At 41.5% G+C, this 18,368-nt stretch carries 13 protein-coding genes; 6 read left to right on the forward strand and 7 right to left on the reverse strand.

Annotation, left to right across the window (positions count from 1 at the left end; genetic code table 11):
* The first annotated feature begins 9 nt into the window (after positions 1-9).
* Positions 10-2,424, forward strand: a complete 2,415-nt coding sequence (locus HWQ40_RS25480) for a glycoside hydrolase family 15 protein (RefSeq protein WP_292783431.1) — start codon at positions 10-12, stop codon at positions 2,422-2,424.
* 213 nt (positions 2,425-2,637) lie between these two features.
* Entirely contained in the window at positions 2,638-2,790 is a 153-nt protein-coding gene (locus HWQ40_RS25485; protein WP_292735705.1) for a lmo0937 family membrane protein, read from the forward strand.
* Positions 2,791-3,149: 359 nt separating this feature from the next.
* On the opposite strand, the gene HWQ40_RS25490 is transcribed toward HWQ40_RS25485, so the two are convergent.
* Both HWQ40_RS25490 and HWQ40_RS25495 read right to left on the reverse strand, forming a co-directional pair.
* A complete protein-coding gene (locus HWQ40_RS25490; protein ID WP_292783434.1) occupies positions 3,150-4,358 on the reverse strand; it encodes a 4-hydroxy-3-methylbut-2-enyl diphosphate reductase in 1,209 nt (402 codons plus the stop codon).
* Positions 4,359-4,453: 95 nt separating this feature from the next.
* Positions 4,454-5,311 (reverse strand): SGNH/GDSL hydrolase family protein, encoded by an 858-nt coding sequence (locus HWQ40_RS25495; RefSeq protein ID WP_292783437.1) that lies wholly within the window; start codon positions 5,309-5,311, stop codon positions 4,454-4,456.
* A 23-nt stretch (positions 5,312-5,334) separates the two neighbouring features.
* Between HWQ40_RS25495 and HWQ40_RS25500 the strand changes: the two genes are divergently transcribed.
* Positions 5,335-5,478: a hypothetical protein gene (locus HWQ40_RS25500; protein ID WP_292783440.1), complete on the forward strand. Its 144-nt coding sequence runs from the start codon at positions 5,335-5,337 to the stop codon at positions 5,476-5,478.
* Positions 5,479-5,534: 56 nt separating this feature from the next.
* On the opposite strand, the gene HWQ40_RS25505 is transcribed toward HWQ40_RS25500, so the two are convergent.
* A complete protein-coding gene (locus tag HWQ40_RS25505) occupies positions 5,535-6,947 on the reverse strand; it encodes an ammonium transporter (protein WP_292783443.1) in 1,413 nt (470 codons plus the stop codon).
* 670 nt (positions 6,948-7,617) lie between these two features.
* Positions 7,618-7,941 (reverse strand): YnfA family protein, encoded by a 324-nt coding sequence (locus tag HWQ40_RS25510; protein ID WP_292735637.1) that lies wholly within the window; start codon positions 7,939-7,941, stop codon positions 7,618-7,620.
* A gap of 307 nt (positions 7,942-8,248) precedes the next feature.
* On the opposite strand from HWQ40_RS25510, the gene HWQ40_RS25515 reads away from it, so the two are divergent.
* The 3 genes from HWQ40_RS25515 (at position 8,249) to HWQ40_RS25525 (ending at position 15,278) form a co-directional block, all read left to right on the forward strand.
* Positions 8,249-12,922, forward strand: coding sequence for a GAF domain-containing protein (locus HWQ40_RS25515; protein WP_292783446.1), 4,674 nt, complete (start codon positions 8,249-8,251; stop codon positions 12,920-12,922).
* A 441-nt stretch (positions 12,923-13,363) separates the two neighbouring features.
* On the forward strand, positions 13,364-14,851 hold the full coding sequence (locus HWQ40_RS25520) for a CIA30 family protein (protein WP_292783449.1): 1,488 nt from the start codon (positions 13,364-13,366) through the stop codon (positions 14,849-14,851).
* Positions 14,852-14,930: 79 nt separating this feature from the next.
* Positions 14,931-15,278: a hypothetical protein gene (locus tag HWQ40_RS25525; protein WP_292783452.1), complete on the forward strand. Its 348-nt coding sequence runs from the start codon at positions 14,931-14,933 to the stop codon at positions 15,276-15,278.
* Between the two features lie 192 nt (positions 15,279-15,470).
* On the opposite strand, the gene HWQ40_RS25530 is transcribed toward HWQ40_RS25525, so the two are convergent.
* The 3 genes from HWQ40_RS25530 to HWQ40_RS25540 are packed head-to-tail and all read right to left on the reverse strand — an operon-like array spanning position 15,471 to position 18,342.
* Entirely contained in the window at positions 15,471-16,985 is a 1,515-nt protein-coding gene (locus tag HWQ40_RS25530; RefSeq protein WP_292783455.1) for a GH3 auxin-responsive promoter family protein, read from the reverse strand.
* Positions 16,985-17,593: a DapH/DapD/GlmU-related protein gene (locus HWQ40_RS25535; protein ID WP_292783458.1), complete on the reverse strand. Its 609-nt coding sequence runs from the start codon at positions 17,591-17,593 to the stop codon at positions 16,985-16,987. The genes HWQ40_RS25530 and HWQ40_RS25535 overlap by 1 nt, the downstream gene beginning before the upstream one ends.
* Entirely contained in the window at positions 17,590-18,342 is a 753-nt protein-coding gene (locus HWQ40_RS25540; RefSeq protein ID WP_292783460.1) for a sterol desaturase family protein, read from the reverse strand. Before HWQ40_RS25540 ends, HWQ40_RS25535 begins: the two co-directional genes overlap by 4 nt.
* Positions 18,343-18,368 lie beyond the last annotated feature (26 nt).

The following is an 18,368-nucleotide window of genomic DNA, read 5'->3' on the forward strand; positions in this document are numbered from 1 at the left end:
CAATAAATTATGGTAAAGATTATTGGTCAATCAGAAGCTTTTGGCTCACCGGGTATTGAGCCTCGATGGACTCATGCTAATAAAGATGGAGTCGGAACAGCTTACTCTACCTCTAGTAACATTTGGTTTACTCTTTGGAACGGTATTGTCACTGAAATCTACCATCCCACAGTAGACAAACCCCAAATTCGGGATTTGCAGTATCTAATTTCTGATGGGAAAAGCTTTTTCCACGACGAGAAACGCGATCTCGAATCAAAAGTGGAACCAATGTGGACTCATAGTTTAGGATACCGCATCACTAATTCCGATCCACAAGGACGTTATGCCGTCATCAAAGAAGTGATTGCTGACCCGCATTTCCCCTGTATCTTACAGCACACAAAATTAACAGGAGAGAGCGATTTTATCTCCCAACTTCAGTTATATGCTTTGTGTGCACCGCATCTGGAAGTTGAAGGAATGGGTAATAATGGTTACGCTGTAGAGGTTGCTGGGCATCGTGTTCTGATAGCCCAGAAAGAAGGAACATGGCTAGCACTGGGTGCAACAGTTCCCTTTACCCGCCTTTCGTGTGGTTACGTCGGTGAAAGTGATGGCTGGACAGATTTAGCTGATAATTTCCAGATGGATTGGGAGTTTGATAGTGCTGTAGATGGCAATCTTGCTTTGACTGGAAAACTAAATCTAGATAGTAGTAAAGAGTTTACTTTAGGACTGGCGTTTGGTACAAACTTGCATAATGCAATTTCCACGCTATTTCAGTCGCTTAATATTCCTTTTGAACAGCAGAAGCAGCAATACAACGAACAGTGGAAGCGATCGCGCCGCAATATCCGACCGCTAGAATGTGTTTCATACAATGATGGGAAGTTGTATCACAACAGCATTAGTTTGTTGTTAGCACATGAAGACAAAACTTATCCCGGTGCGTTGATTGCATCCCTGGCGATTCCTTGGGGTGAAGCCAAAGACGACCAAGAACAAGGAGGATATCACCTTGTTTGGACGCGGGATATGGTAAGCAGTGTATCAGGTTTAGTAGCTGCTGGTCAAACAGAAACAGCAGTGCGATCGCTAATTTATCTCGCAACTAGTCAGCAGGAAGATGGCGGTTTTGCCCAAAATTTCTGGGTTGATGGTGAACCATACTGGAAAGGTATCCAACTAGATGAGGTGGCATTTCCGATTCTTTTAGCATGGCTACTGCATCAGCAGAATACTTGCTTAAAGTTCGATATTTATCCGATGGTTCTCCGGGCGGCGGGTTATTTAATTCGTCACGGCCCGGCTACCCAACAAGAACGCTGGGAAGAAAACAGTGGTTATTCACCCTCAACAATAGCATCCACTATTGCCGCCTTAATCTGTGCTGCTCAATTTGCTCGTGAACGTGGGGATGAAGCAACAGCAGAATTCATCGAAGAATATGCCGATTTTTTAGAATCTCACATTGAAGACTGGACAGTAACTACTGAAGGAACTTTGGTTCCTGGGATCAAACGGCATTATATCCGAATTACTCCTTCAGATATTAATAATCCTCAACCCAACGAAAATCCTAACCAAGGAACTCTTTTGATCAGCAGTCAACCTCCTGGTGAACCAGCAGAATTTCCAGCCAAGGAAATTGTTGATGGTGGGTTTCTACAATTGGTGCGCTATGGAATTCGTAAACCAAATGACCAGATTATTGTTGATTCTGTCAAAGTAATTGATGCAGTTTTAAAAGTAGATACACCCGTTGGGCCTTGTTGGCATCGTTACAACCACGACGGTTACGGTCAGCAAGAAGACGGAAGTCCTTATACTGGCTGGGGTAAGGGACGCGCTTGGCCTCTCTTAGCAGGAGAGCGAGGACATTATGAACTAGCTGCTGGCGGCGATGTCAAAACATATATCAAGGTGATGGAAGGATTTGCTTCAGACACTTGTCTGCTACCAGAACAGGTTTGGGATCAGGCAGATATCCCTGATATCTATATGTATTTAGGAAAACCAACAGGTTCAGCGATGCCTTTAATGTGGGCCCATGCAGAGTATATCAAGCTGCTACGGTCAACTCATGACGGACAGGTGTTTGATTTTATTCCAGAGGTGGCAAATCGCTATCTAGGCGAAAGAAAGCAGTGTAAATCATTGGAAATTTGGAAGTTTAACCGACAAATCAGCCAAGTCAAAAAAGATCAGACATTGCGAATTCACACTTTAGCATCTTTTCAATTGCACTGGTCAGATGATAATTGGCAAACCACACAAAATATGCTTTCTACTTCCACAAAGTTAGGAGTGGATTTTGTAGATATTTCTGTTTCTGATAACCAGCAACAGCCAATTAGCTTTACCTTTTTCTGGATTGAAAGCAGTAAATGGGAACAACGCAATTATACGGTTGCGGTTGACTCGAAGAGACTCAGACTATAGAGCAATCCTGTCGTTTGAGGTAATGATGGAGGCAGTTAACTGACAGCCCACAGCCGCTACCTTTATCTAATTAAATAGTAACGATATATTAAGCATACCAAGTCACTTGAGTAATGGTGCAAAATAATCTTTCTTAGGGCAAATAGAATAAAAGTGAAACTAGGGAGTAAAATATTTGAACAAATTAAAACTGATTTAATTCAGAGCAAATATATGTTGAGTATACTTTGGGGTATTGTTGTTATACTGGTTGCTTTTTGGGCATTAGGACTGGCACTTCATATTGCCGGAAATCTAATTCATGCAGTGTTGCTTTTAGCCATTGGTCTTGCTATCTATAATTTTTTCAAAGCGCGGGATGTGTAAATAAATATAGCTTTTCCTGATCATCGTAAGGTACATCATAGTCCCTTCCTTGCTTGGCAAGAGAGTTTAAGTTGCAGGTGAACAGCTAATCGAGCAGCAATATCAGGGTCAGCGCGACGAGCAAATCATACCTTTTGCCAATTTGCTCATAAATAGGGATTTGTTTTGGTTTTTTACAAATTATTCAAACAGCGAACACTAGTTACCGATAACTGATATTGGTGTGGTGTTTCGCCAAAAATGAAATCGATAACTGAGGAATTTATAACAAATAAATTATCCAATCTTGTAAGGCAGACAGATGCCCACCCCACAAGAACTGATTGGATATTTTTTATTTTGAAGTCCTCTGAGAACAGTTAAACCAGCGCTGCTGTTGCTTTTAATGTAAAAATCTTCTCAATTACATCTTCTACCACCTTATCTGGCGTAGAAGCACCAGAAGTAATTCCCACAACAATTTCTCCATCAGGCAACCAGTTTTCTGTAGTTATTAACTGTCCATTTAATTGCCGATGTTCAATAGAATATCCTGATTTAAGGCGTTCAACAGTATCAATATGATAAGAAGGAATTCCTCGCTCAAAGGCAATTTGTTGCAACTGAGTAGTATTGGAGGAATTAAACCCACCAATTACTACCATCAAATCTAAATTATGTTCCACTAATTCCAGCATGGCATCTTGCCGTTCTTGAGTGGCATCACAAATGGTGTTGAAGCTTTGGAAATGCTGATTTAACTCAGTGGGGCCATACTTCTGTAACATAGTCCGCTCAAAAAGCTTGCCGATTTGCTCAGTTTCGCCTTTAAGCATTGTAGTTTGGTTAGCAATGCCAACTCTTTCTAAATCGCGATCGGGATCAAATCCTGCTGAACAAGCTTTCGGAAATTTTGTCAGAAATTCTTCACGATTGCCACCATTGATAATATAGTCAGCAACATAAGCTGCTTCTTGCAAATTCAACACAATTAAATACTTGCCAGCGAAGGAACTAGTCGCAACTGTTTCTTCGTGCTTATATTTACCGTGAATTATTGATGTATAATCGACTTTTTTATGCTTTTCTACTGTATTCCAAACTTTAGAGACCCAAGGACAAGTTGTATCAACAATTTTGCAGCCTTTATCGTGAAGTATCTGCATTTCTTGAACGCTAGCCCCAAAAGCAGGTAAGATAACTACATCACCAGTGCCAACAACAGAAAAGTCTTTTTTAATTCCTTCAATGGGGATAAATTCTACTTCCATCTCCTGCATCCGCTGATTTACAGAAGGGTTGTGGATAATCTCGTTAGTAATCCAGATGTGTTCTGTGGGGAAGTGCTGACGGGTTTCGTAGGCCATTGCTACAGCCCGTTCTACACCCCAGCAAAAGCCAAAGGCTTGTGCTAGTCGGATTGTCACATCACCCCGTTGTAGGGTGTAATTGCGATCGCGAATTTCCTGAATCAAGTTACTCTGATACTCAGATTGCAACTGAGTGGCAACTTCTGCTTGATGACCAAAGCCCTTGCGATTGTAATTTTCTGAATGTTGGAGGCTGCGCTTAAAAGCTTTTGTATCCATTGGATTTGTCTACTTAAATCACTATTTCTTATTTTCTCGCGCCTAGACGCGATTGATACAGAGTTGTCTTCAAAGATATTACTTCTTTTTGGGCTTTAGCCTTTTTCTCCGGCAGGAGGTTGACGCTGAGGTTTTAATTCAATCTCGCTATAAATCTGCAATGCAGAACGCCAAACCATATAGCCTTCAGGACTTAAGTGTAAGCCATCAGTAGTAAATTCACGGCGGAGATTTCCTTGCTTGTTGGTAAACAGGGGATGTAAATCGAGATATTTGACACCTTTTTTGGTAGATATGCTTTGCAGTTGCTGATTCAACTTGCGAATGCGACTATTGGCAACAGCCAATAGTTTATCTCGTCCTTTCCAAGTTGCTTCTTCTGCCCCATGTGGCAAAATCGATTGGACAACAATTTGCGCTGTAGGATGCGTCTTTTGTAGGTAATTGATAATTTGCCGCTGATTATCTAAAATTTCCCCATTGCTCATCCCCCGAATTAGGTCATTAATGCCAATCATCACAAAAATCACCTCTGGCTGGGTACGGTCAAATATTTTTAATCTTTTCAAGAGTCCATTGCTGGTTTCGCCAGAAATTCCTTGATTGAGCCAATTTTTACCTTCGGGTAATAACTCAGGGGGAAACCACAAACTCAGGGAATCTCCCGCCAGGATGGTTAAATGCGGAGGATGTTGGTCAGCAGCGACCTTGGCTTCTTGGTTGAGGATATCTACCCACTCTTGATAAGTGAGTTGGTGACGGCGACCTAAATCAGGTGTAGCAATTTGCGGTGAATTATTCAGGTTGATTGGCTCTGGGGATGCGATTATCCCAAAAAAAGCGGCCAATCTCTGCTGTTGCCAAATTAGCAGGATGACCGCCAACATTAGGATGCCGTTGGTTAACAGCGAGAAAAATGCCCAGATAGGAAAGGTTTTAAGAGATGTAGACACGACTAGCGAAATTTACCAATTATTTGAATCAAATTTTAACGCTAGCGATCGCAAATTACACAATCTTAAATTGGGCATTGGGCATTGGGCATTGGGCATTGGAGAAGCAAACAGAAAGTTCTTTCCTCCAAACTCCTAACTCCAAACTCCTAACTCCAAACTCCTAACTCCTAACTCCTAACTCCTAACTCCTAACTCCTAACTCCTAACTCAGCACTCATTACTAAGTAGGACGATCGCCAAACTCCGAGTTGTAACCTTCTTCGCCGTGTTCGTTGATATCTAAGCCTTGCAATTCTGATTCCTCTTTGACTCGCAGTCCGACTGTAACATCAATAACTTTGAGAATAATCCATGTACCAACACCTGCGATCGCATAAGCAACGGCAATTGCTACTAGTTCAACTCCCAATTCACCAAAATTACCACGCAGCACACCGTCTTTACCTCCTCCGTTGACTTGAGTCGTAGCAAAGATGGCCGTTAAAATTGCCCCTACTGTACCACCAACCCCATGCACAGGAAAGGTATCTAAAGCATCGTCAATTTCTAACTTGTGCTTGAAACTCACAGCATAGAAGCAAACAAAAGCGGTGATGAAACCAATTAAAATCGCTGATAGCGGTGTGACAAATCCGGCGGCAGGGGTGATACCCACCAAACCCGCTACGGCTCCTGTAGCTGCTCCCACGGCGGTTGGTTTACCTCGTAAAACGCTTTCCAAAATTAGCCACATTAAAGCCGCCGCCGCTGCCGCTGTATTAGTAGCAACAAAGGCTGTTGTTGCTAAATTTGTTATTAAATTACCAGAAGTTCCACTGGCAGCAGATAAGGCACTCCCAGCGTTGAAACCGAACCAGCCAAACCATAGCAAGCCAGCACCCAGTAAAATAAACGGAACATTGTGCGGCGGACTAAGACGATCGGGATGGGTTTTCCGAGGCCCAAGGACGAGCGCTGCTACTAGGGCTGAAACCCCAGAACTAATATGCACTACTGTGCCGCCTGCAAAGTCGAGGGCACCTAATCCACCATACAAACCCAAGAATCCACCTTTTGCCCAGACCATGTGGGCCAGGGGAGCGTAAACAAAGGTTGACCACAGTAGGACAAACAGCGAATAGGCGCGGAAACTCATCCGCTCTACGATCGCTCCAGAAATTAAGGCTGGGGTGATAATGGCAAACATGGCTTGGTAGATCATGAATGCCTGATGGGGTATTGTTCCGGCATAAGAGACGACTTCCGGCGGGTTTGACCCTTTGAGATAATCGGTTATCTCTAACCCGACACCATTTAACCCGAACCATTGCAATCCACCGATGAACGGTAAACCTGGCGCAAAGGCAAGACTATAGCCCCACAGAATCCAGGTAACTCCGACGATCGCCATTAACACAAAACTCATCATCAATGTGTTTAGGATGTTGCGCGATCGCACAAATCCACCATAGAAAAACGCCAATCCTGGTGTCATTAGCAGCACAAGTGCTGCTGAAATCAGCATAAATGCTGTATCTCCAGTATCAGCAGTAGGTGGGGCAGCAGTTGGGGTTTGGGCAAAAGCATTGCCCATCAACGGCCCTCCTAAAAACAGTAGGGTGATAGCTCCAATCATCACAACTTTCTTCAACACTTTTTTTTCTTCCTAAGCACCAACGATTTGTATACTTAACTACATTTGATTACTTTTATTGACACATTTTTGTCTTGAAAGTTACTTAACCTGAATTTTCTTGAAATGTTAACAAAAATATAAACCGGATTGTAGTTGCCAAGATTTAAATTAGCGTATAAACACGCAATCATTACATTGCATCTTTATTTTTTGAAGAATAGAAGAATAGTATCTTATTCAAGCCTGACAAAATTCCAAATTTTTATTTACCTACTGTTACAAACCAAAATAATTGTGATATTTGACAAGTATTGTAAATTATCGCCAGTATTTTCCAAGAATTTACACAAATATGCAGCAGATTTAAACTTCTCTACAAACGCGAACAGCCTGTCAAAGACAGAGGCTACGCCAATGTGAGGTACAGAAATACCCTACTTGTGCGATCGCAAAGCGTCTCCTAGAAAAGGGAGAAGCGAGTGGCGTCAGGGTTGGGAAGAAGTATACCTCATGTAGTTGCAAAATACTGCATCATGAATTCTCTTTATATCTTCGACATAAACGCGTAGATATTCAGATGCCTGCTTTTAACAGGTTAGTTGCTAAAAAACTTTTGCAATTTTGCGTGAGATTATTATCTGTTTAAAAGGGAACACTATAAAAGTTCAAAATAATATAGAAATTTTACTTAAGTTCTGGGAGCAAACATGATAATTAAAACACTCATTAAAGCTAAACATACTCCGATTAAGTCGTATCGGTCTGGAGTTACCCCGTCTACCTTCCAACCCCAAAGCATTGCCATTGCGATAAACACGCCGCCATAAGCCGCATACACTCTGCCAAAATTTGTTGGTTGTAAAGTTGCAATAACCCCATAGAAAGCTAAAGCAATTCCCCCCAATATGCCCAACCAGGACGGCTTACCTTCGCGCAACCACAACCAGATCAAGTAGCCGCCCCCAATTTCCAGTAAACCAGCCCACAAAAAATACAGCAGGGACTTAATCATTTGACCGATTATTTAATAACATATAACTCAGTAAAATTACGCTAACGCTTTTAAGTAAACTATTGTCATTAATTAAGGTAAGTTTATTGACCAATTGGGCATGGAGCACAAGAGGCAGAGGGGCAGGGGTGCAGAGGTGCAGAGGGGAAAAAACTTCTCGTTATTGGGCTGTGCGTCACGGTAATAAAAAGGTGCAGAGGGGAAAGAACTTATACAAGAACTCTCCTCTGCTCCCCTGCTCCCCTGCTCCCTTGCTTCTTCCCCATTCCCTATTCCCCACTCCCCAGAATGTAGATAAGGCTCAAGGATGAAAGCACCATTACCTGATAACGAAGCCCAGAGAATCGAGGCAATTTTGCAGTATAAGATTCTTGATACGCCATCGGAAGCCACCTTTGACGATCTGACTCGTTTAGCCTCGTATATTTGTCAGACTCCTATTGCCTTAATTAGCTTAATTGATACAAATCGCCAATGGTTCAAATCAAAAGTCGGTTTGGATGCCTCAGAAACGCACCGAGATTTCGCATTCTGTGCCCATGCCATTCTCCAGCCTGATATTCTGGTCGTGCCTGATGCAAGAGATGACGAACGGTTCGCTACAAATCCACTCGTGACATCTGATCCAAATATTCGGTTTTATGCTGGTGTACCTCTAACGAACCCTGAAGGATACGCCCTCGGAACCCTATGTGTAATTGACTACGTACCACGAGAACTTAATCCAGAACAAATAGAGGCATTACGAACTTTAGGTCGTCAAGTCATTAAGCAACTGGAATTGCGCCGAAATTTAGCAAGTTTGGTACTTGTTACCAAGAAAGGCAAACAGGCACAGATGGTACGCAAGCAATTTTTCAAAAAGATTGCAGCAAGTTTTGGTTTGTCGTCAATAATTTTAGTTCTGATTGGGGTGGTTTCTTATCAAAATACAAGAGTATTTAGTAATTTTAATCGCAGTATAGTAAAAAATACTTATAAAAAACTTAACAGCCTAGAGGAAATACTGTCCCAGGTAAAGGATGCTGAGATTGGACAACGTAGTTACATCTTCACTGGAGAAAAACTTTATTTAAAATCGTATCAAACAGCACTTGATAACGTCGATCGAGAAATTGCCAAGCTGAACAATTTAACGGCAGCTCAACCGAATCAACAAAAGCAGATTGCAAGGCTTGAATTTCTGATAACGGCTAAACTTACTGAACTAAAACAGACTATCGATTTGCGCCAGAACAAGGGATTAGAGGCGGCGTTGCAGGTACTGCTGAGAAACGCTCGACAAAATCTCATGGATGATATCCGCAAGGCGATCAATGAGATGGAAAACGAGGACAGGGGACGAATCCGACAGCAGTCACAAGCAGCAAAGAGTCGGACTCGGAACACAATTCTGACACTTGCGATCGCTATAAGCCTAAGTTTTATTGTTCTTGTTATAGTCTACTACTTGATCTATCGTGAGGTTATTGAGCGGAAGAGGACAGAAGAAACCTTAAATCAAGAACGCAACTTTATCTCAGCAGTCCTTGATACAGTCGGTGCGTTGGTAATAGTTCTCGATTCTCAAGGACAAATTGTTCGTTTCAATCAAGCCTGTGAGCAAATAACGGGTTACTCCTTTGATGAGGTGAGGGGCAGGTATTGCTGGAACTTGTTCCTGATTCCTGAAGAGGTGGAGCCGGTCAAAGCAGTTTTCGAGCAGATGCAATCTGGTCAATTCCTCAATGAGTACGAAAATTATTGGGTAATGAAAGATGGCAGTCGGCGGCTGATTGCCTGGTCAAATACCACCTTAAAAGACTATGAGGGCTGTGTTGAATACATCGTTGGTACTGGCATTGACATCACTGATGCCAAACGCGCACAACAGCATCTGACTGCACAATATGCTGCAACCCGCGTCTTAGCAGAGTCCGCCACAATTAGCGAAGCTACTCGCCAAATATTGCAAGGAATCTGTGAGAGTTTGGCATGGGATTTGGGTGAAATTTGGATGGTAGATGAGCAAGCAAATGTGCTGCATTTTCTCGATATATGGCATAAAGCATCCATTGAAATGCAAGAGTTTGAAATACTGAAGCGGCAAACCACCTTTGCACCCGGAATTGGACTACCTGGACGGGTTTGGGCTAGTTCTGAATCTGTTTGGATCGCTGATCTCGCTAAAGATATTAATTTCCCTAACTTCAAAATAGCGGCTCAAGTAGGATTACACGCAGCTTTTGGTTTTCCGATCCGCAGTGGTAATAAAATCCTCGGTGTCATTACCTGCTTCAACCGGGAAATCCAGCCGCTTGACGAAGATTTAGTAAAAACAATGAATTCTATCGGTGAGCAAGTGGGGCAATTTATCCAGCGTAAACAGGCCGAAGAAGAAATACAACGCCAAAATTTGCGATCGCAACTATTTACCGAAATCACCCTGAAGATTCGTCAGTCTTTGGACATCGAAGAAATTCTTCAAATCACTGTCGAAGAGGTACAAAAGATTCTCCAGACTGACCGAGTTTTAATCTATCAGCTTTTGCCAGATCAGTCTGCAAACACCGTTATTGAAGCAGTAGTTTCTGGCTTACCAGCAATCAAAGAGCAAAACAACACCGCCCCCTACTTTCAAGCAGAATATCTCCAACAGTACTATCTACAGCAGTACCGTCAAGGAAAGATTTTCGGACTGGATAACTTGGATCTCCTGGAAGTTGAACAAAGCCATCTGGAATTAATGCAACAGTTTGGGGTCAAAGTCAATTTAGTTGTGCCCATTCTTGTCAAAGAAGAACTTTGCGGTTTGCTCATAGTTCATCAGTATGATGATTCCCACCACTGGTCTAGCTTTGAAACTGATCTTTTGCGGCAAATAGCCGACCAAGTAGGTATTGCTTTAACCCAAGCCCAACTATTAGCAGCAGAAACTCGTCAGCGACAAGAACTTGAAATTGCCCGTCGCCAAGCCGAATTAGCTTCTCAGACGAAAAGTGCCTTTTTGGCAAATATCAGTCATGAAATTCGCACGCCGATGAACGCTGTATTGGGGATGACCAGCTTGGTGTTAGATACTCCGTTAGACCCAGAACAGCGAGATTTTATTGAAACAATTCGGAGTAGTGGAGACGCCCTTTTAAGTTTAATCAACGAGATTTTGGATCTTTCCAAACTTGAGGCTGGAGAGATGGCTCTCGAAACTCTCGATTTTGACCTATCCACTTGTGTGGAAGAAGTGGTGGAATTATTGGCTCCCTCAGCCCATAATAAGGGATTAGAAATTGCCGCACTGATTGATCGCAACGTCCCCACTCAACTCAAAGGAGATACTGGTAGGCTGCGGCAAATTTTGATGAACTTAATCAGCAACGCGATCAAATTTACCAGCACTGGCGAAGTATTAGTGCAAGCCGAATTGCGTACGCTTTCTTCAACTACAGCCACTATCCATTTTGCCATTACAGATACAGGGCTTGGCATTAGCCCTGAAGACCAACGCAAACTCTTTACGCCATTTACCCAAGTGGATGCTTCAACCACTCGCAAGTATGGTGGTACCGGTTTGGGATTAGCCATCTGTAAACAACTTGTAACCTTGATGGGAGGAGTGATTGGGGTAGAAAGTCAGATGGACAAAGGATCTAAGTTTTGGTTTGAGGTGCTTTTTACCAAACAAGTTGAGCCTGTTGAGCCAAAATGCGAACGCGGACTTTTGCAAAATCGCCGCTTATTGGTGGTGGATAACAACACTACTAATTATAAAATCATCTCCCATCAAGCTACTCATTGGGGAATGGAGGTAGATCGAGCTGACAGTATTGCTGCCGCCCTTAAAATGATTCAGCAAGCTAGCGAACAGGGGAAATCATATCATGTTGCCTTGGTTGATATGCAAATACCCCAAACAAATAGCATAACAATAAAAGAACAAATTCCAACCAATTCTGCAATTGCTAAGATCCCTTTGATTATGCTCTCCTCTACTAATCAACGCGATGAAGTGCAACAGGCGCTCAAAATCGGATTTGCTGCTTATTTAGTCAAACCCATTAAGCCATCACGACTCCTTGATGCCATCATAAATATTTTAGAAACTCAGCCGGAATCAGAACAAGGGTTTAGAGACAGGAGGCTAGAGGCTACAGAAGAAATTCCGAGTACAGAAACTTCAGGTATTCTGACTTCTTCCCCTAACTCCTCTACTAAATCCAAGTTAAGAATTCTCTTAGCCGAAGATAATTTGGTGAATCAAAAAGTAGCACTAAAGCAACTCCAGAGTTTGGGCTATAAAGCCGATGTCGTTGCCAATGGAAAGGAAGTTTTGCAGCTATTAGAAAAAATTCCTTACGATTTGATTTTAATGGATTGCCAAATGCCAATTCTCGACGGTTTGGAAACCACAAAAGAAATTCATCGTTGGCAAGAGGATGCTTTTGCATTGGGTCATCGTCCTGTGGTGATTGCGATGACAGCTAATGTGATGAAAGAAGATGAAGAAACGTGTCTAAATGCCGGAATGGACGACTATTTGAGTAAGCCAGTATTTAAAGAAAAATTGGCTGAGACTTTAGAGCATTGGACAGGTGTAATCGTTTCCCAACAAGAAGGAGTTGTCTATGAACAGACAGTTTCCACTGACTTACCAATTGATTGGGAACACTTGCATCAGATATCAGGAAATGATCAAGAATTTGAATTAAATCTATTGCAAATATCCGTTGAAGATATTAAACCCCGTTTAGAGATAATTAAAGCAGCGATCGCAGCTGATGACTTTGGGCAAATAGTGCGAGAAACTCATCACCTTAAAGGTGCTAGTGCCAACATTGGAGCCACAGCTATGTACTTAGCAACTGACAAACTAGAACAACTAGCTAGCGATCGAGACCTTAAAGGTACTACTAATTTAATTTTAGAATTAGAAGAATTTGTCAACTGCATTCAATACTTTTTAATTAAAAACAAAGTCGTGAAGGAGGCAGGGGGCAGGAGGTAGGAGGCAGGGGGCAGGGGGCAGGTGGTCACTGAGCGACTTACCTACGGCAATGGACTGTACAACGCAGGCGCTCTTGGATTATGCACCAAGTCAACCTGCTCTGTTGCTGGCTGAAAACCAAGATTGTGGTGTTGAGTTGAAAGACTGTCATGAATCCCCAGATGATACTATGTACCCAACGCAATAATTCAGCATTTAAAACCGAGGGGGATGAGTAGGGATACTCATCCCCCAACTTTTGGGAATTCCCTATTGCCCATTCCCCAAAAAGTTTCAGTTACCCTGAATCCCCAGATGATACTATGTACCCAACGCAATAATTCAGCATTTAAAACCGAGGGGGATGAGTAGGGATACTCATCCCCCAACTTTTAGGAATTCCCTATTGCCCATTCTCCAAAAAGTTTCAGTTACCCTGAATAAAGTTATGAGGACGCAAATATGACTGACAAAAATCGTTCTCAATGGGACTTAGGCAGGTTTATCGAAACCCTGACTTACTTTGAGGTAATTCCTTTCTTTAACTGGGTACAGCAGTTAATCCAAGGCCGTCCTAAGGATAATCAATATAGACCCAATGGAGGAATAAACGTGGGTGTAATATTAGTGGCAGGTGCAACAGGTGGTGTCGGTAAACGAGTAGTGGAGCGATCGCTCCAACAAGGTTATAAAGTTCGCGCCCTAGTTCGAGATATTGACAAAGCGCGGTCAATTCTTGGTAATGATATAGATTTAGTAGTTGCGGATATCACGCAACCAGAAACTTTAACTCCTTTAGTTATGGCTGATATCCAAGCTGTAATTTGTTGCACAGCAGTACGCGTACAACCAGTTGAGGGAGATACAGCAGATAGAGCCAAGTATTATCAAGGTGTTAAATTTTACCAACCAGAAATTGTTGGTGACACTCCTGAAAATGTAGAATATCAAGGAGTCAAAAACTTAGTCGAAGCCGCAGTAAAATATTTGCCCCAAGCAAAGGAAAAACTAATATTTGATTTCACCAAGCCATCAGCAGAATTAAAGGATAACTGGGGAGCGTTGGATGATGTCGTCATGGGTGGCGTGAGTGCCAGTAATATCCAATTAGTAGAAAATACAGCTTTATTTGCTGGTAATGTCTCCACCGCTAACTCTGGCGGATTTGCTTCTGTCAGAACGAAGAATTTTGATCCACCCTTCAACCTATCTGATTACGAAGGTGTGAAATTGCGTGTCAAAGGTGATGGTCAACGTTATAAAATCTTTCTACGGACAGATACAAAATGGGATGGTATTGGCTACAGCTATTCTTTCGATACCGTAGCTAATACCTGGATAGATATTCACATTCCCTTTGCAGATTTGACTCCTGTATTTCGGGCAAAAGTTGTCAAAGATGCGCCGCCAATTGAGCAAAGTAGAATTTGTTCATTCCAACTGATGTTGAGCAAATTTGAATACGATGGCGCTTTAAATCCCAAATTTTCCCCAGGTGGTTTTGCTTTCCAGTTGGAATCAATTAAAGCTTATGGGGGAACAGCTTTACCACAATTTATCCTCGTCAGTTCGGCAGGTGTAACTCGTCCCGGCCGCCCTGGGATTAATTTAGATGAAGAACCGCCAGCAGTGAAATTAAATGACCAATTGGGAGGAATTTTAACTTGGAAGTTGAAGGGAGAAGATAGTTTAAGAGAAAGCGGAATTCCTTATACAATTATTAGACCTTGTGCTTTAACTGAAGACATCGGTGGTAAGGAATTAATATTTGAGCAAGGTGACAATATTAGAGGCAAAATCAGCCGTGAGGATGTGGCAGAACTTTGTGTGCAAGCGCTAAAACTAGAAAAAGCGTCTAACATCACATTTGAGGTTAAACAGGGAGAAAATACTGTCAAGTCTATCGATTGGCAGAGTTTATTTTCTAATTTACAACCAGATAAGAGATGAAATATCTACAGATTTTTAGTCTGTAGCTATCCCAATCAGGTCTGGTTAGATAGACTGTTCTAACAAGTCAGCTATTGGTATGAAAAAAATCAAGGTGCTAGTAATCGCCGGGATTTTAGTAACAATTATCTGGGGCAGTTTTTTTTCCAAAACTGCCTCATCACAGCAAGTAGAGTCCCGCATCAATAATTTGGAAGCGGACTTGAATCGTGTTGAGTCGCGGTTAAATCAGCTAGAGTCTCAGCTAGGTAAAACCCGTCAGTCTCCATCCTCAAGAACAACACTTACCCCACGACAGTCAACTGGTTCCAGAGGGAACTTATCACAGCAAGATCCGATGTTTGATCGGCTTGCAACTTTGGTGATTGAATTGAAGCAACAAGTTAATAAATTAGAGGAGCGAGTTGCTAAATTAGAATCACGCTAAATATTTAATCAAATTTCAAAAGGCTAGTACGCAAGGCGGAATTAAAAATTAAAAATTAAAAATGAACACATTAAGGCAAGAGACGCGATGAATCGCCGTCTCTACAATAATCAGTCTTTCGTCTTGACGGCGATTTATCGCATCTTTGTAATCTAGAATTTTCATCAAAAAACCTTAACGAACCGTATTGAGCTATTTTTGGGCAATTTTCAACTTCAATTCTTGTAAAAGGTCAATGCTAATGGGTGATGTTGCCAGAATTGGATGCTTAATACCTCCCCAAATACTTCCAGTACGGATACGATGGGAAACTAATATTTCAGGAATTTGACTAGAAATTAAAACTTGTGGTGGTGCAAGTTGACCGAGCGATCGCGCTTTCTTGTAATGATATGATTCTGATAGAGCCAGATCCAGTTGTTGAGCGATAATTTCTGGAGTTTCTTTTGCCGAAGCGAGTAATAGAATATAGTGTGGAGGATCGGCAATCGGTATCAAACTTTTAAAATTAGTTTCTTGCAAGTTCAATTGAGTCAGAGCATTATTGACAAAGGTTTCTTGCAACTTTTCGCCTACTAAATCGCTAACGGCTTGATGTCGTCCGAGAAACTCTAAACAGGGAGTGTGGCGATAGTAATGAGTTACCCGGATGCGATCGCCAATTCGATAACGATACAATCCTCCTTTCTGCGATAAAATAATCGTGTATTCCTTGCCAATGTTGAGTTCATGTAAACCATACAGGGAACCAGTCTCATCCTCGAACTCGAAAAATACTTCATCGAGAACTGGCACACATCCCCCAGCGATAATCAAGTGAATCGTTATTGGGGCTTCGGTTGCTAGTAGTCCTTTTCCTTGAACTAATACACCTGGGAATTGCGATCTTAATCCCTGAGCTTGATCTGCTGCATTGGCACTATCCCAGCAAGAAATCAGCTTCAAATGTGGCCAGAGTTGTATCCAGGGAATATTACTTTCGCACAGGAGTTGCAGGCGATGATATGAAATTCTGTTTTGTAATTCTTCTCGCAATAAATCTTGATTTTCTTGGATATATTTTAAATGTACTTGCAGAAAACTAGGACTCCAAATAGAAATAATTTCTAGTTTTTCAGCCTCTAATAATGCCAAAGCCAGTTGATGTTTAAACAAGTTCGCGTCATGCAGCCGATTAAGTTTATTTGGCATCACCAACCAAGGACGCAAAAACCAACGCAACCAGCCATCTAAATAATCTAAATCATCTTGTAAAGTTTGGCTATCAGCTACATTTAATTGTGGCGAGATACAAGCATAAATATTGCCTTTGGAAAATTTCGGCCCGTGTACAATCAAATCATGCGCCCATACGCAGAACATTTGATTAAACGATCGCCGCAAAGATTGAGTATAAGGAATCCATTTCACCGCCCCACTACTACCAGAGGTTTTTTCATAGAATAAAATGGGTTCGGGAGTGAGAGAAATTTGTTGATGTTTTTGATTTAAGTAGGGTTCGAGTGCATCATAATCTACAATTGGTACACGCTGCCAATCGTCTACAGAATGAATCCCTAAAGTTTTACCATACTCACTCTTGATTAGGCGATCGCAAATTTCCTTCTGTACAGATGTCTGCATTAACTCTGGGTTATCCAAAGCTTGATGAAATCGCCTCGCCGTTGGTGCGAGGATTTGCCCAAAAAGCTGAATAATTGGACGCATTATTGCACCTTTTGATTAGGATAAAGGTTACTGGCTGCTGGTAAGTAAGAACCATCACCAATGACTACACCGGGAGCAAGATTAGATCCGGCTCCCACAAAAACATTGCTGCCAATCTTGACTTTTTTTACATACAACATTAAATTTTGCTTGCGGGGTTTAATGATGTGGGAATAGATACCGACACCATGCCCGATAACGACGCGATCGCCAATTTCTAATAAACTGCGATCGGCAATTTCTAAACCTGGTGTCCAGTAAACATCTCGCCCCACTTTAGCACCCCACAATCGCAACCAACAGGAAAATACCCCCGGAATTAATCGCAACACTGCTTCTAAAGCTGGAATGGCAATATAAATTGCCTGAATTTGATGACTACCCCACCAGGGACTATATTCTTTATTTTGTAAATAACTAATACCTTCCCGCACAGGATAAACCCATTCATGCAAGCGGTAAACTAACACTGGTAGCCCATAAATAGAAACAAACACCGCCAGAATGCTGAAGATGTTGGGTGAATAGGCGAGGTAGACTATTGCTGCCCCTGTTAGCAATAATATAAAGGTGGGAAAAAATAAAATAATTTTACTTATAACTATCATATAAATGGGAAGAAAAGTTTTTGGAACAAGTTTAATGAGCTAGAAATTCCGATTATAGATGGCAGCTTTTTGCTTTCATAGTATGTTCCATGTAACTTATCCCAAATTTTCAGATTAGCTCCATAGTTATAATTGTGGACTTCACGGCAATGATGCCAAGCATGATCCTGTGGTAAGATTAACCAAGAAGATAAAAATTGATAAAGCCTGGTATTTGCAGGAATTATTAAGCAGCTATGCCGCCATAAATCTAAGGCAGAAGTTAGACTTACTCCAAGTAAATAACCTGTTGGATCGGCTAACAAATACAAAAACAAAGTGTGTATCCATAAATAAATAATTAGTAAACTTGTCCAAAGTGTGTTGCGAGAAGTTCCCAATACATCCATTTGAGTAACAGTATGATGGACTTGATGAACCTTCCAAAAAAAAATAGTATGTAATAAACGGTGATTCCAATAATATAAATAATCAACTCCAACAAAACTGATAATAAAAGCCGGAATTAATGATACTTTTAAACATCCTTGCTGAGTAGGTAATAAATGTTGATAAAGCCAATAAACTAAAGTCGCTTGTAGTAAAGGAATTAAAATTCCTTGAATCGTTAATCCTATACCATCTATTAGCCAATCTTCACGAGTTTTCACTTGAAGTTGACTTTTCCCAACCTGATTGTTAATAGTCCAACCAACTAATCCGATAAAAGATCCAAAAATTATTATTTGTGCAAAGTTTTGTATTCCCACTTATGATTGCTCACAATGATATTGAT

It is taken from the genome of Nostoc sp. NMS9, assembly GCF_017114995.1.
Classification (GTDB): Bacteria; Cyanobacteriota; Cyanobacteriia; order Cyanobacteriales; family Nostocaceae; genus Nostoc.